This window comes from Pseudothermotoga sp., from assembly GCF_031962025.1.
GTDB lineage: Bacteria > Thermotogota > Thermotogae > Thermotogales > DSM-5069 > Pseudothermotoga_B.
On record NZ_JAVRKW010000003.1, the window covers coordinates 145949 to 161291 of the forward strand.

General features: G+C 42.9%; 14 protein-coding genes. 4 read left to right on the forward strand and 10 right to left on the reverse strand.

Features of this window, described 5'->3' with window-relative positions; genetic code table 11:
* The first annotated feature begins 6 nt into the window (after window positions 1-6).
* Entirely contained in the window at window positions 7-1224 is a 1218-nt protein-coding gene (gene ackA / locus AC4E92_RS04140; RefSeq protein ID WP_490239329.1) for an acetate kinase, read from the forward strand.
* Here the strand turns inward: ackA and AC4E92_RS04145 are convergent.
* From AC4E92_RS04145 to aspC, 4 genes are read right to left on the reverse strand one after another with little or no spacing between them, the layout of a single operon-like run.
* A complete protein-coding gene (locus tag AC4E92_RS04145) occupies window positions 1211-1897 on the reverse strand; it encodes a tRNA1(Val) (adenine(37)-N6)-methyltransferase (RefSeq protein ID WP_490239330.1) in 687 nt (228 codons plus the stop codon). The genes ackA and AC4E92_RS04145 overlap by 14 nt on opposite strands.
* Window positions 1869-3443 carry a hypothetical protein gene (locus AC4E92_RS04150; protein WP_490239331.1) on the reverse strand — a complete coding sequence of 525 codons (1575 nt, stop codon included), beginning with the start codon at window positions 3441-3443 and terminating at the stop codon, window positions 1869-1871. Before AC4E92_RS04150 ends, AC4E92_RS04145 begins: the two co-directional genes overlap by 29 nt.
* On the reverse strand, window positions 3436-5166 hold the full coding sequence (locus AC4E92_RS04155) for an ABC transporter ATP-binding protein (protein ID WP_490239332.1): 1731 nt from the start codon (window positions 5164-5166) through the stop codon (window positions 3436-3438). Before AC4E92_RS04155 ends, AC4E92_RS04150 begins: the two co-directional genes overlap by 8 nt.
* 14 nt (window positions 5167-5180) lie before the next feature.
* The gene (gene aspC / locus AC4E92_RS04160; protein ID WP_490239333.1) at window positions 5181-6320 is read right to left on the reverse strand and encodes an aspartate aminotransferase; all 1140 of its coding nucleotides are present in this window, start codon (window positions 6318-6320) and stop codon (window positions 5181-5183) included.
* Between the two features lie 64 nt (window positions 6321-6384).
* Between aspC and AC4E92_RS04165 the strand changes: the two genes are divergently transcribed.
* Complete coding sequence (locus AC4E92_RS04165; RefSeq protein WP_490239334.1) at window positions 6385-7095, forward strand: hypothetical protein; 711 nt, start codon at window positions 6385-6387, stop codon at window positions 7093-7095.
* 2 nt (window positions 7096-7097) lie between these two features.
* On the opposite strand, the gene AC4E92_RS04170 is transcribed toward AC4E92_RS04165, so the two are convergent.
* On the reverse strand, window positions 7098-7760 hold the full coding sequence (locus AC4E92_RS04170; protein WP_490239335.1) for a thioredoxin family protein: 663 nt from the start codon (window positions 7758-7760) through the stop codon (window positions 7098-7100).
* Window positions 7761-7774: 14 nt separating this feature from the next.
* A complete protein-coding gene (locus AC4E92_RS04175) occupies window positions 7775-8425 on the reverse strand; it encodes a cytochrome c biogenesis CcdA family protein (protein WP_490239336.1) in 651 nt (216 codons plus the stop codon).
* A gap of 139 nt (window positions 8426-8564) precedes the next feature.
* On the opposite strand from AC4E92_RS04175, the gene AC4E92_RS04180 reads away from it, so the two are divergent.
* Both AC4E92_RS04180 and AC4E92_RS04185 read left to right on the forward strand, forming a co-directional pair.
* Entirely contained in the window at window positions 8565-9770 is a 1206-nt protein-coding gene (locus AC4E92_RS04180; protein WP_490239337.1) for an S-layer homology domain-containing protein, read from the forward strand.
* An 81-nt stretch (window positions 9771-9851) separates the two neighbouring features.
* A complete protein-coding gene (locus AC4E92_RS04185) occupies window positions 9852-10493 on the forward strand; it encodes a CBS domain-containing protein (RefSeq protein WP_490239338.1) in 642 nt (213 codons plus the stop codon).
* A 22-nt stretch (window positions 10494-10515) separates the two neighbouring features.
* Here AC4E92_RS04185 and AC4E92_RS04190 read toward each other — a convergent pair whose 3' ends face one another.
* Genes AC4E92_RS04190 through AC4E92_RS04205 form a run of 4 tightly spaced genes read right to left on the reverse strand, consistent with a single transcriptional unit; the run spans window position 10516 to window position 15331 of the window.
* Window positions 10516-12342, reverse strand: coding sequence for a PEGA domain-containing protein (locus AC4E92_RS04190; RefSeq protein ID WP_490239339.1), 1827 nt, complete (start codon window positions 12340-12342; stop codon window positions 10516-10518).
* Between the two features lie 13 nt (window positions 12343-12355).
* Complete coding sequence (locus tag AC4E92_RS04195) at window positions 12356-13003, reverse strand: hypothetical protein (RefSeq protein WP_490239340.1); 648 nt, start codon at window positions 13001-13003, stop codon at window positions 12356-12358.
* A gap of 25 nt (window positions 13004-13028) precedes the next feature.
* Window positions 13029-14399, reverse strand: a complete 1371-nt coding sequence (locus AC4E92_RS04200) for a Do family serine endopeptidase (protein WP_490239341.1) — start codon at window positions 14397-14399, stop codon at window positions 13029-13031.
* Window positions 14396-15331: a tRNA dihydrouridine synthase gene (locus AC4E92_RS04205; protein ID WP_490239342.1), complete on the reverse strand. Its 936-nt coding sequence runs from the start codon at window positions 15329-15331 to the stop codon at window positions 14396-14398. The genes AC4E92_RS04200 and AC4E92_RS04205 overlap by 4 nt, the downstream gene beginning before the upstream one ends.
* Between the last annotated feature and the right edge of the window lie 12 nt (window positions 15332-15343).

Sequence of the window (15343 nt, forward strand, 5' to 3'; positions counted from 1 at the left end):
AATTCTGTGAAGATACTGGTCGTTAATTGTGGTAGCTCATCGGTGAAGTATCAATTTATCGACATGGAAGGTGAAAAAGTTCTCTGTAAGGGTCTTGCTGAAAGAGTCGGCATCGAAGGCAGCAGACTTGTTCATCGGGTCAACACAGACAAGCACGTGATAGAAAGACCCATGAAGGATCATGAACAGGCACTGAAGCTGATATTGGAAGTGTTGCTCGATCCAGAAATAGGAGTCATAAAGGATCTATCGGAAATTTCTGCTGTTGGTCACAGAGTTGTTCACGGTGCTGAGCGTTTTGCAAGCTCTGTTTTGATCGACGAAGAAGTTATGAAGGTGCTTGAAGAAAATGTCCACCTTGCGCCCCTTCACAACCCGCCAAATATCATGGGAATTCGAGCTGTTCAGAAACTCCTTCCAAATGTTCCAAATGTGGGAGTTTTTGATACGGCTTTTCATCAGTCTATGCCGAAAAAGGCTTTCCTGTACCCGATACCGTATGAGTTCTACGAGAAGCACAGAATCAGGAGATACGGTTTCCACGGCACCAGCCACAGATATGTTTCAAAAAGGGCAGCCGAAATACTTGGAAGGGATTATTACGATTTCAAGGTGATAACATGCCATCTGGGTAATGGTGCTTCAATAGCAGCAGTAAGGCATGGCAGATCCATAGATACGTCAATGGGTTTCACTCCGCTGGAAGGCATTGTTATGGGTACAAGGTCTGGAGATATCGACCCTGCAATAGTCATCTATATGCAGCAAAATCTGGGAATATCCGTGGACAAGGTCTATGATATTCTCAACAAAAAAAGCGGTGTACTTGGATTATCTCAATTGAGTTCTGATATGAGAGACATTGAAGATGCGGCTCTTGCAGGAAATGAGATGGCTCAACTTGCTCTTGATATATACGTCTACAGGATAGCAAAATACATAGGTGCATACACTGCGGCAATGAACGGTGTTGATGCAATAGTCTTCACAGCTGGTGTTGGAGAAAATTCACCATACGTCCGTGAAAAAGTCTGTGAGTACCTGGGATTTTTGGGAATCAAAATAGACAAAAATCTCAACCAGGTCAAAGGAGTAGAGAGAATTATCAGTACGCCAGATTCAAAAGTAGCCGTTTTAATAGTGCCAACCGATGAAGAAATGGTGATTGCCAGAGACACAAAGCAGATAGTTGAAAGTGGAATAAAAGAGCTCAGGCTCTTTTGAGAAATAATGGGGGCTCGATGACAAGTCCGATGCCCCCATTTTTCACACCTTTTATCAGCACGAATTGTGCATTATTTCTTGAATTCCCATAGACCGGCATGATCTTTTTTGGCTGAAGTCTTTTCTTCACAAATTCTGTCAACCAGAAACTCAGGTGATTTGGTGGAAGGATGTACACAAAAATCCCTCTGTTTTTGAGAAGATAAGCCGTCGCATTTATGAATTCAATCGCAGTTTGAAAATCAGCAGTTCTGGTGACTCTTCTAAGCAAATCTGGGCTTGGAACATTTGTCAGATGGTGTGGAGGATTTGCAACCACCATGTCAAAAGACTCTTTTTGAAAAAAATCTCGTACCTGTGAGCAAGCAATGTTATAAACTGCCATATTTGTCAAATTGTTCATTTCAATTGTTTTCTGGGCGGCTCTGAAAAGAAATTCATCTTTCTCTATACCAATGGTACTGATTTTGTATGTCATGGCAAGATATGCACATACAGCCCCTGTGGCACAGCCCAGTTCCACCAGTTTCTTCTGTGACTTAGCCGGTCTGGCATACCATGCCAGCAATGTAGTTGCATGTGTTGGACGATATGACCTGCCTGTATCCGGCAGCTTAACGATCCTCAAAAGATCCTCGTCAAACTCACATACTGAGGATTTCTGATTTACCAACCTTGACTACCTCTCCTAAGATTTTGGTTTTCACAAGTCTGACCCTTGAATCCTTGGCATAAATCGCCGTTGAAGAAGATAGATCATTTGCAAAGCTGTCAAAGACAGAATAACCAGACAGAGTGACGGCAATATCACCGTTCAGTTGAGTGCTTCTGAGCCTCAAAACCGAATAGTCCTGTATCTGTGCACATTTACTGCCAGAAATCCAGCTATCGATGAATTCAACAACAGAAAAATTGCTGATAAGGACGGTGGTATCGCTGGAATAAAGTGATGTGGAATAAAATCTTCCATTTGAAAAGCTTGACACATTAAGCTGGTTTATCTTCGAATCTGTTACCAGAAACCTGCCCACATTCCTGATGGTTAATTTACTCACTTCACACAGGTTAATCCAGATCTTCTCAGAATTTGTCAGTTCGAGTTCTTTTGCCCTCACGTTTTTGAATGAAATGGCAGCCGCTCGAACCACCGAAAGGTTCACCTTTGAAAGATCAAGATCTGAAAGCCAGACGATGCAGGAACCTGAGATAGATAGACTGGTTTCAAGTTTTGCACCGATTGCTGCAAATCTTCCATCGTCGGCTATGGTTAATCTGCCCTGTCCTGTGATCTTCGTTCCCGCTTCGGCTATGAGAGTACCTTTCACTATTACTTCACAACCCTGTGGGATTTTCAACACGGCATTTTGTTTCAGAACGACCGTTTCAGATGAAGGTATGACCAGTTTGCCGAAAACGGTATATTCCGCCGACGCCATTAGACCACTTTTCAGTGTGATCAAATTCCCGTTGACGATTTTTTCAAGCGCTCCAGGTGAATAGTTCAGAACAGGAAAACTCTCATTTCCCGCACCATCGACATCGCAGACAAAGTAAAAATCTTTTTTAAACACTTCTTGTTTGAAATCGCTCTGTAACAGTTGGCTGTTTTCGATGTAGTAAGCACGGTGAGTCCTTTGTGAAATGATCTTGCCAAGGCTGATCGAAGGAGGAGCTGGGATCTGTGGTACGACCGTGAATCTGTAAGTTCTGTCGACGACATTTGAAGCACTGTCACGACAAACTACCCGGAGCTTGTGCTCTCCGGAATGAAGTAAAAAAGTATCGACGACGATGGAATTGTTTTTGAATCCATCAAAGAGTTTGCCGTCTATGTAGGTTCTTATCGTCAATCTGTCCACTTGATCCCAGTCGTCTGATATATAGACTGGGAGCTCGATCTTGCAAGCTGGAAGATAGGTTGGAACATTCAGAGTCATCTTGGGTGCGATATCCTTACTTGCGTTTATCTTAAGTGTTATCGGTTCTTTTTCCTGTCCATTGATCGTGGGTATGATCTTTAAAATCGCATCTGAATTTTTCTGCCACGGTATTTTGATGTCTTTTGGGTCGACGCTGAAGCTGATCTGGTCAATGATAACCTTTGCAGAATCGTATTCTTCCAGACCTTTTATTATGAGATTGGCATTCTCAAAGTGGTAACTTACCGCTCCAAATAACAGAGAATGAATCAATAAAAGAACAAGGACCAGCCTATTCACACTCGAGCTCCTCCTCGATCATCTGCTTTTTGAACATTCTGGCGTACATCCCGTCGATTTCCATCAATTGCTCGTGATTGCCCTTTTCGACTATTTCACCTTCATTCAGAACAATGATGATGTCGGCATCTTTGAGTACTTTGAGCCTGTGGGTGATCACGATCATCGTCTTTTCCCTGTAGTTTTTCCTGAGCGCGCTGATGATCTTTTCCTCTGTTTCTGGATCCACTGCCGACAGACAGTCGTCGAATATCAAAAGATCTCTTTCGGTGTAAAGTGCCCTTGCTATTGTTACGCGCTGTTTCTGCCCGCCGGAGAGCGTCACGCCTCTTTCTCCGACGACTGTTTCATAACCATGGGAGAACTTTTCTATCTCATCGTGAACAGACGCGAGTTTTGCGTACTGCACCACCTTTTCACGGTGAATTTCTTCCTGTGCAAAGGCAATGTTTTTTTGAATCTGATCGGAGAAAAGGAAGGACTCCTGCGGTACAAAGGCTATGAGCTCTCTTACATTTTTCGATGAGATGTCGTTTATATCAACGCCGTTGATGAATATCCTTCCCCTCTCAACAGGGTATAACTTGGTGAGCAACTTCACCAGTGTGGATTTTCCGCTTCCAACAGTACCCACTATGCCAACCATGTCGCCCTTTTTGAAAGAAAAATTCACATTTTTGAGAACCTCTCTATTTGTATTCGGATAACAATACGTCAGGTTTTTGAACTCAACATGTTCGATTTTTTCTATTTTCACCGGGTTTTCTGGCTCCTGTACCTGGGGCTTTTCATTCACTATTTGCATTAATCTTTGATAAGACGCCCTGCCGCGTTGAATCATGTTCAAAACCCAGCCAAGAGCCATCATGGGCCAGGTGAGCATGCCAAGGTAGGAATTGAAAGCGACAAACTCCCCGAGCGTAACAGTACCATTTATAACCATCTTCCCGCCAAAACTCAGTGCGAGTATCTGCGATGAAGCGGCAAAAAAGGTCATCAACGGGAAAAACAGAGAAGAAACTCTTGCCAGAGACATTCCCGCCTGATAGTTCTTCCAAGATCTCTGGTTGAACAGTTGGTGTATTCTGTCGTTGGCAGAAAAGGATTTAACAATTCTCACACCGGAAATGGTTTCTTCGGTGAGTTCGCTCAAGGAAGAATATTCTCTTTGAACATCCATGAACCTTTTGTGAATCATCCTGCCAAAAAACAGAGCAATGAAGGCAAGCCCCGGCAATGGAATACAGCTGAGCCATGTCAGGCGCCAGCTAACAGTTGAGCCCATGAAAAACACAGTCATAACTGCCATGAAAGTGGCATCAACCGACATCACAACCCCCTGTGCCAGCGCCATTCTGACAGCCTGTAAATCGTTGGTGAGTTTTGCCATCAAATCTCCACTTCGATTCTGGTCAAAATAGCCGGGTGTGAGAGACATGAGCTTTTCAAACAGAAAATTTCTTGAAACGTACTCAAACCTTCTTGAAGCACCTATGATGAAATATCTCCAGAAAAACCTCAAAATAGCCATTCCAATGGCTATTCCCATTATCCAGCTTATCATCAGCCATATATATCTTTGATCTGGCTTGGGTAATTTCAAATGGTCCACGACCTGACCTACCAGTTTTGGAATGAAAAGCTGTGAAAGATCAACCAGTACGAGTACAGAAATACCAAGCACATATCTATACCAGTGCTTTTTCAGGAACTCTTTGATCACTCACTTCACTTCCTTTACCTTCTTATGAATTTTTTTATCCTGTTTATACCTTCTTTGAGCAAATCTTCAGAAGTTGCGAAAGACAGTCTGACAAAACCCTGTGCATTGAAAGCCGAACCGGGTACGAGTGCAACGTGTTGATCGTTCAGCAATTTCATACAAAATTGCACATCGTCCTTTTCAAATTCACTGACATCTATCAGTACGTAGAAGGCACCTTTTGGTTTGAAATAATTCAGTCCAAGTTCAGATAACATGGAACAGACAAGATCTCTTCTTTCTTTGAACCTCTTTTTCATATAGGTTGTATCGACCTGAAAGGCTTTCAGTGCGGCATACTGAGTTATGCTGTTTATATTAGATGTTAAATGTCCCTGAACTTTGGCGGCCGCTTTGGCTATCTCATCTGGTGCAACCAGATATCCTATTCTCCAACCTGTCATCGAATGAGACTTGGAAAAGGCATTCACAAGGACTGTCCTATCACCTTTGGATATACTGTATAAAGAAATGTGTTCTGTATCATACACCAAAGGCTCGTAAACTTCATCACTTATGATCAAAAGATCGTATTTACTGGCTATTTCGTATATTCCATAAAGAGTTTTTTCATCGTAAACTGCTCCAGTCGGGTTGTTTGGACTGTTGACAATTATGGCTTTTGTCGATTTACTGATGGCTTTTTCTATTTCGCTCAGCCTGGGGACAAAACCTTCATGAAAATCGGTCTTTACATGAACTGCTTTTCCACCAAGCAGCATGACCATCGGCTCATAACTGACCCAGCACGGATCGATGATGATCACTTCATCGGATTGGTTCACCACAGTTGCAAGTGCGTTGAAAATAGCCTGTTTTCCACCGTTGCTCACAACAACCTGTTTTGCAGTACACGGTACGTTGAATCTCTCTTGGATGTGCTTTGCTATCATTTCCCTAAGTTCAGGGATTCCAGAAGAATCTGTGTATTTTGTGAATCCCATCCTCAATGCCTGTATGGCAGCATCGATTATGGGATCTGGTGTTGGAAAATCTGGTTCACCCGCAGTCAGGTTCACTACATCGATGCCTTTTCTTTTGAGCTCCTGCGCAAGTGCATTCACTTCGAGAGTTTTTGAAGCAGGTATACAGGATACATTTGTTGCTATACGCATGGATAAAACCTCCCATCTTTGTTCTTGTGACAAATGATATTATATACTACAGAGGTGGATTATCTTGCCATCTTTTGAGCAGTTGATAGAAAATGCAAATCAATATCTGTGGCTTTTACTGGCAAGCTGGTATGTTATCATACCGATCTGTGTTTTTTTGATCTTTGCCGCAAAGTATGTGGAAAAAATCTCCGTGAGCCTGTTTGGTTTTCTTCTGGGTGGATTTGTCGTCTATCCCATGCTCTGTGACAGATTCGAGAAGTTCCGTGAATGGGTAACTGGATCGGAAATGACCCAGTATCTTGCTTTTTTTGTCATCGGGATACTGTGTGCTATAGCTCTGTATGTTTTATTCAAGGTCTTTGTATTCCTGGTCGGTTTTTTTGCCGCTGCAGGAGTGGTTTATTATCTTGTGGATTTTCTGATCAAGAGATTTGACATACTGCCAAAAACGAATGAATTTATTCAGAACAACTGGTTTGTGATACTGCTCGGCATCTGTGCTCTTGCAGGGATTATAAGCGGTTTTTTTGCCGTCAAAAAGAGTTCTTCAGTTATCGCAGTACTCAGTCTTCTGGCTGCCTCTGTGATTCTTTCAATTGAAATGATTGGATGGATTTACTTTTTATTTTCAAAAGACCAGCAAAAAACCAGCGAACTTTTTTCTACCACAGCCGGGCTTGTTGTACTGTTCATGCTCTCACTGGTCATATTCATCTGTGGAATTTATCTGAACTTCTCAAGAAAAAAGCGCCAGAAGGTCCAGACTGATTAATTTTATTTGACAAGCAACACTCTGAACACACCTTCATCTAAAAGTCGCTGAGCCAACTGCTCATCTTGCACGACATAAACCCTGTACGGATCTATATTCTTGGGCAGTTCATCGATTTTCGTTGAGTTTGGATCGTTATTCAATACATACTCAGCCTGCTCTTTGTTCACCGTTACGATCTTTTTCTCTCCTTGAAAATCGTCTTTTCTCTTCACATACTGCTGAAAATCTTCGGTCAGCTCCTGATAAACATACCTGAGCACCTGAGCAAAGGTCTGTGCCGGAGCATATCCGGGCAGATAAACCATGGGTGTTGCCTGACTTGTGAAAAACCACGTGATGGGTACGCTGTTTATTTGAAAAGCAGCAAAAAGTTCAGAATAGCTCATCGATTTACCGAAAGCTGTGGTTTTTTTGTTGTAATCGAACATGGCTTCGGCAAAGATGTAATTTGCGAGTATTAATTTTTTCACAGATGGATCTGTCAGTGTTTCACTCTTCAACTTTGCACAGTAAGGGCATGTCTGTGTGGTAAACACTATTGCAAGCTTTTTGTTTTCTATTTTTGCCAAATTCACTGCCACATCCAGATCTTTGAAAAGAATCGATTCTGCCATGATCAAGGTTGAAAGGATCAGACCAAAAAGTACCAGACTTTTTTTCATACCATCACCTCTTTCTATACGAAAATTTTTCCTGCCAATACCAGTATTCCAACTATAAAGAGCAATGCCACAGAAGTGTACCTGAGAATTTTTTCGAAAGCGGGTTTTTTGAAGCTGACTTTTGTGAAAATCCTTGAGGCTATCTGCCCTATAGACAAAAACGGTATGGATATCCCTGAAGAATACACAAAGAGCATCATGGCACCTTTCAGCACACTTCCTTTTGTGGAAGCAATCGCCAGTATCGCCGCAAGCACTGGACTTGTGCATGGAATCCAGACAAGACCTATTCCAGCTCCTATGATGATGCCGGAAAAAAGATTGCCCGATTTGAAGCGATAGAAGTTGAAGGATCTGACTTTGAAGATCTGAATCTCAAGCAAAAAAAGGACTGCCATCAGCAAAATCAGAGAACCAGCCACATAACGCATCACCAATCGATTCACCAGAACACCGATTGAACCTGACAATGCACCGAGTGCAGAAAAAGTTGCCGAAAAACCGATGAAAAAACCTGCAATCCTCAAAAAAGATCTGATCCCTTTTTCAGAGATCAAAAGAGCCATAAATGATGGAACCAAAGGTATCACACACGGACTGAAAAAAGATATAATGCCGTACAAAAAAGCCGTGAGAATGTCAACCTGAGTCAGAGAAATCGCCATAAAAAACCTCCAAATTCAGACTGTATTTGTCTACATTATACCACATCTGTTTCTTTAAACAATCTGGCATTTTTGATTGTCTAAAAAATAGTTGCTGTGGTAATATAGTACAAGAAAACACAGGATGGAGGTGGAATTCATGAAAAAGATTCTTCTGGTGGTTGTGTTAACTGTTTGTGCCTTTGTTTATGCACAGAGTTTTTCAGATGTTCCAGTGAATCACTGGGCATATGAAGCTGTAACAACACTTTCCAAGCTGGGGATAATATCGGGAATGCCAGACGGTACCTTTCAGGGTAACAATCCAATGACACGGTATCAGGTTGCAGTTTCATTGAAGAAGTTTTTGGATTACCTCACACAGCAAATCGACAAAGCCATGTCCGCAGGCGATCTGCAGAACATGGTTAAAAGACTCTCTACAGTGGAAGACATGCTCAGCACGGCTTTGACAAAAGTTCAAAAGAACGGTGAACAAATTGACGCAACCGATCAAACTTTACAAACAGTGCTTGCCGAGATCTCCAATTTGAAATCAACGATTGTGGACATCGCTCAGGTCAAAAAAGATATGCCAACGATGATCGCCGCATCTGAAAACAAAATGATGACCATGTACAACCAGCTTTCCGCAAAGGTTTCAGCCGTTGAAAAAAGCGTATCTGATCTTCAAGCTCAAATCTCTTCGCAGGTTCTCGCACAGCTGAAAGGTAACATAGATGCAGTCAACGCAAATCTTTCTTCTGTTTCGAGCAAGGTCGATTCACTATCCACGAGAATCGACACAGTCGCAAAATCAGTTGATCAAATCAAGACAGACACCGCTGCACTGAGCAAGAGGATCGATGCAGTTGAAAGCAACATACAAACACTTCTCACACTGAAAAAGAGCTTCACAGATATCGAGTCAAGAGTTGCCGCGCTCGAATCAAAACTCGCCAGTGATGTTGATTCTTTGAAAAAGGCACTCACCACTACTTCCAATCAGCTGGACGCAAGGCTTTCACTGGTTGAAGGTCAGGTCGCATCCCTTGCAACAGATGTTGAAAAACTCAAGAAAGATGTGGCAGATGCAGCGCAGGCTGCGAAGAAAGTATCAGTTCTGGAAGGCAATGTTGGTACACTCGCAGGACAGGTGGTCTCTCTGAACCAGAAAGTGTCCCAGAACGAACAGGATATAGCATCGGTTAAAAAGACGGTGGACGGTAAACCGTGGAAAACCGATGTGGAAGCCGCCACAGTTCAATTCTCAAAGAAAATCGATGAGGTTTACAACATGGCTCTCATAGGTGTCATCATCGGTGCGGCAGGTGCGGTGCTCGGATTGCTTGGGATGCTCTTCTAAAAGAAAAATTGGTCTGTTTTAATAAAGGACCCCTGGTGGGGTCCTTATTTTTGTAGTAGGATATCCACAGGGGGTGTTTTTGTGTTTGTCAAAGATGTTATGACCACAGAAGTGATAACTGTTTCTCCGGAAGCGTCCTTTTCTGAAGCTATGGATATAATAAGAAAAAAAGGAATAAGAAGACTGCCTGTGGTGAAAAACGAGAAAGTCGTTGGAATCATAACGGAAAAGGATTTACTTTCCGCATCGCCTTCTCAGGCAACTACTCTTGATGTCTGGGAGCTGACAAGCCTTTTGAGCAAGCTCAAGGTGAAACAGATCATGCGAAAAGACGTTGCCCATGTTCATCCAAATACACCCATAGAGGACGCGGCAAGGATCATGTCGGACAAAAAAATAGGCTCACTTGTGGTACTTGAACAGGAAAAACTGGTCGGCATAATCACCGAGTCGGATATCTTCAAAGTATTCATAAACATGCTCGGAGCAAGAGAAACAGGTACAAGGTATGTTTTTCGCGTGCAGAATGTCCCGGGTATTTTGTCAAAGATACTTTATCTGATGTACCAGTGCGGGGGAGATCTCATCTCTGTAACCACTTATGAAAAATCCGAGCAGGAATACAACGTGGTCGTCAAAGTCAGAAATCTCAAAAGACAGGATTTTGAAAGAAAGTTTCTCGAAGGAATTCCTTCGGCTTCTATAATCGATGTGAAAGAATAAAGGGGGCTGTCGCCCCCTTGGATTACTGAATAGGTCTGAGTGTAGTGCTCACATTTACAGTTTTTCTGTCCACCTTGAGCGTCATTACTTCCGCGTAATATCCACCTTTGATCAAAACCAACTGATATGTTCCATAATCCAGATCGATCTTCAGCGGAGTCACACCTTTGAGATATCCATTTATGTAGACAAGTGCATTGCTTGGTGAAGTGCTGATGCTCACAGTTCCAGTTTTTTGTATCGGTTGAAGCGTCAGCGTAATAGACCTTGTCTCATTTGCGGCTAACTGAACATCCACCCATGCATCCTCATAATCTGGCATAGAAGCCGAGATTCTGTGTACGACATTTGCATCCAGTTCTATACTCAATCCTGTTGAAGGAGCCTGACCCCAGAGCTTGCCGTCAACATAAACTGTAGCTCCTACAGGATTGGTGAACACCACGACAGTGCCTTTTTTAACCATAGGCATGAGCGTTATATCCACTCTCTTTGTCTCACCGGATGATACGTTCACATTCACAGTTGTATCCTGATAATCTGTAAGCTGTGCGATGATGGTGTGCATACCCGGATCGACCTGAACGGCTATTCCTCCAGAACGAGCTGTGCCAATGTAATTTCCATCGACGTAAATTGCGGCGCCGGCGGGATTGGTGAATATATTCAGAGTGCCTTTTGTGATCACTGGAACAAGTGTTAGATCCACTCTTCTAACCTCTCCAGGTCCAACGGTTATTGTTGTGGTGCTATCCTGATAATTCGAAAGCTTTGCTGTGATAGTGTAAGTGCCCGGGCTCACATCAAGGCTCAGACCAGAAGGTTGCGTCGTGCCTCTGTACTGGTTGTTCACGTAAATTGAAGCACCGCTTGGGACACTGAAGATGTTCAGTGTAGCCCTTTCTGGACTCAGATCCAGATTGATCGTTCTGGTTTCACCAGATGCAACTGTGAAGCTTTGCTGAGCTGGTGAATATCCTGCCTTTGTCGCCAGAACGGTGTGCTGTCCGGGCTGAACTTCTATCTGAACTGGACTGACACCTATGTAATTGCCATCCAGAAAGATCTGAGCGTCGGACGGATTTGTTCTCACATCGAGCATCGTCTTTTTGATGAAATTCACACTGACCACAACTGTTCTTCCCGCTGTGATGAAAAATGTCTCCGTGGTAACCTGATTCTGCCAGTAGAAAGTGGCAAAGTGCTGACCTTCGTCCAGTTCAACCCGTGCAGGAGTTGTTCCGATGTATTTTCCATCCACATACACATAGGCACCACTTGGATTGGACTCAAGCTGTGCAATACCCGTTTTTGCGGCTTTTCCAACGTAGAAATAGGTAATATCGCTTGCCCATTCGCCTGTCAGATACGGCATGATCTGTTTTTGCACATAGCTTTCTGCATCTTCAGACAGGATCGGGAAAGACTGAGATATTCCAAGATTTTTGAGCTGTTGAATGATTGGCAAAAAGTTTGTGGAAGCTATTATCTGAATGTATTCTTTGCCCTCAGGTGGAGTTACTTTGAACGAGTACAGATTCGATATGGGTAGTTTATAAGTCACATTCGGTGCAATGTAGTTGTTCGAATCGTATTTGTTTGGGAACAAAAGCGTGATCTTTCCGTCTGTTCTGATATCGTAGATCAAAACATAACAGCTTTTATTTGCCTTGAAAAAGATGTTCAAAGGTTCATTCACCTGATAGACAGCACCCTCGGGTTTGTTCAGCCAGACTTTCACTTCAAGTTCACCTGGCTTTGGAACGATTATTATGTTCTTTAGCTGCATATCAGCAAAACTCACTGCCGCAATTATCAAAGTCAATATCACCAGAAAAGTTTTTCTCATTCATATCCCCCCTTTACTGTCCTGGATATATTACGCGTGCATCTACGACTTTATCATCGTCAATTCTAAAGAATGCAAAACCTTTGTTAGTGATAGAAATATCCTTTGGAACGGTGAAAGTTCTCCAATCCCCACCTGCCTGAACGAGAGTGACTTTATAAACTTTAGAATCGATCTTTTCAAATTCTGCAAGTACATAGTTTGTATTTGCAACCTTTGTTTCGTTACCTTCACCAATTATCAGATCCCAGCTTGTTCCAAGTAAATCATTGGATTTGAGATACATAATCAAAGTGCCATTGAAAGTTGTTGCACTCGAATTAATTGTACTTTCGATGGTAGATAAACTTGTTGTTCCATAATTTCCAACATATTCATTGTTGAGATAGACGTTTTTATCAGCTGCTGCAATCTGGAAAATTCCGTTTCGGTAATTAAACCCGTTTGGTTGATTGTCAAAATCATACCAGAGCATTAAAATATTACTTTTTGAATCACACCATTCAGCAAGGGCTTCCAAATTGGTATCTGTGGCATTTGCCGTTACTTCTACTATGTTTTGAGTAATGCTTGATATTGTTAAGGTTAAAGGTCCACATCCCACCAGAATCAGAGCCACTGCGACTGCTGTTAAAATCAACCAGAGTTTTGCACCTTTCATTCAACCACCCCCTCGAGTTTTTGTTTCATCGGTACGTGAAGGAATAGATCATTTTCGCACCCTTTCGATATACGAAGATCGCTACGAAATCTCCCTGCTTGATTTTGCTAACGGTACTGTTCCAATCTTCGACAGATGTTATCGAAAGACTCTTGCCGTTGACAGCCATCTGGTAAATCACATCGCCCGTTTGAATTTGAGAGGAATTTTTAACCTGCCTGACAATAACACCTTTCAGTGCCGAAGGCAGTGAGTATGTTTCCCTATCTGTGTCTTTTATATCGTCCACGACAATGCCAGCGAACTCTTTCGCCGCAACTGTTGATTCAGCATTCTCTTCTGCCGAAGAGCCGAGTGTGACAGTCAAAACGATTTCTTTGCCTGATCTGTTCACAACAATTTTCACAGTGTCACCCGGAACATGGCTGTGAATCAAAGAAACGAGTTCTGCATCTGTTGAGACAGAAACGTTGTCTAATTTTAAGATCACGTCGTTTTCTTTCAAACCATATCTTTCAGCCGGAGAATTTTCAAGCACCTGAACAACCAGAACGCCCTGATTTGTCTTTAATCCCATTGCCTTTGCAAGGTTTTCTGTGACCGTCATGAGCCTGACACCAAGGTATGCTTTCTGGGTTTTACCGGTTTGGACAAGCTGGTTTACAAATCTTTTGACCGTGTTGATGGGTATGGCAAACCCCAGATTAACAGCTTCTGTCGGATTTATGATCGCTGTGTTTATACCTATCACCTGTCCATGGATGTTCAGCAAAGGTCCGCCGCTGTTACCCGGGTTAATGGCTGCGTCTGTCTGTATCAGGTTCGTGTAATAACCAGATCCATCTGGTTTTGGGATGCGTCTGCCCGTTGCGCTCACAACACCTATGGTGACTGTGTGCTGAAAGCCAAGCGGGTTTCCTATCGCGATAGCCCATTCTCCTATCTTGAGATTGTCTGAATCTCCAAATTCCAGTATTGGCAGGTCTCTGTCTGGCTTGATTTTCAAAACAGCTATGTCGAGTTCTTCATCTCCGCCTATGTATTCTGCTTTGTAGCTCTTGCCATCGAGTAATGTGACTGTTATGTCCTTTGAGCCATCCACGACGTGTTCGTTTGTGAGTATTAAACCTTCCTTGTCGAATATGAATCCAGATCCAAGGCTCGTGCTTTGCTGGGTACCGCCGAACGGATTGTATCCAAACCAGCGTTTGAAGAATTCTTCCATGAATGGATCAAAGTAAGGAGAGGTTGTGTACTTGACCGCTTCCACTTTCACAACCGCCGGTGCACACTGTTCAACCACAGCCACAACCGGGCTTTCATAATCTGGATTTAAATAAGCAAAAACAGCCACACTTGCAACCAGTATCGCTACAACTGCTAACAACTTTTTCATTCACAACACCTCCTGTCGATATTGTCTTCAATCCGTTCGACTGAACTATTGTTACATTCGTTCATTAGAAAACTATTAAAAAACTCTTCTGTGATTTTTTCTACATCTTCAACTCTGTTCAGTTTCATGAATCTCTCTCTGAATTCTCTTGCACCTTTCATGCCGTGAGTGTATCCTGCTATGTACTGGCGCATTTTGTATATGGAACGCTCCCCTTCTTCCTGAATCTGCATCTTCAGGTGTGCTAAAAACATCTTTTTTATTTCTTCCGTTGCAGGTGTTCTTTTTTGGATTATCTGTGCAAAGACCCATGGTTTTCTCAGAGCACCTCGGGCTATCAAAACTGAGTTTGCACAGGACAGTTCAAGTGCTCTGTGAAAGTCCTCGGGTTCGTAGATATCTCCACTTATCGCAGTGGGTATGCCGTACTTTGAAAGCTTCAGATCCCAGACAGCCCTTTTGCTGTACTGCTGAACGACAGTCCTTCCGTGGACTTCTACTCCATCTGCGCCGGATTTTACACAGCACTGCACGATCTGATCCAGGTTGTTTTCTTCAAAACCAATCCTTATTTTGACGGTGACAGGTTTCTGTACAGATGATTTAACGGCTTCTATTATCCTGCCAAGTCTTTCAAGGTCTTTGAGCAGAACGCCACCGGAACCTTTCTTGATCACTTTTTTCACAGGGCATGCTGCGTTTATATCGATCCACGCCGCATAGTCCTGAATGATCTTTGCAGCCTGAGCAACGGTTTTTGGCTCACTTCCAAAAAGCTGAACCGCGACATTTGATTCGTCTTTTGGAAGCATTTTCTGCACTATCTTGAAATTTCTGATGACACTTTCTGCACTTATCATCTCTGTAAAGGAAAACTGCGCGCCCCATGAAGAGCAAACGACTCTGAAAGGTCTGTTCGTGATGCCTGCCATTGGAGCAAGTCC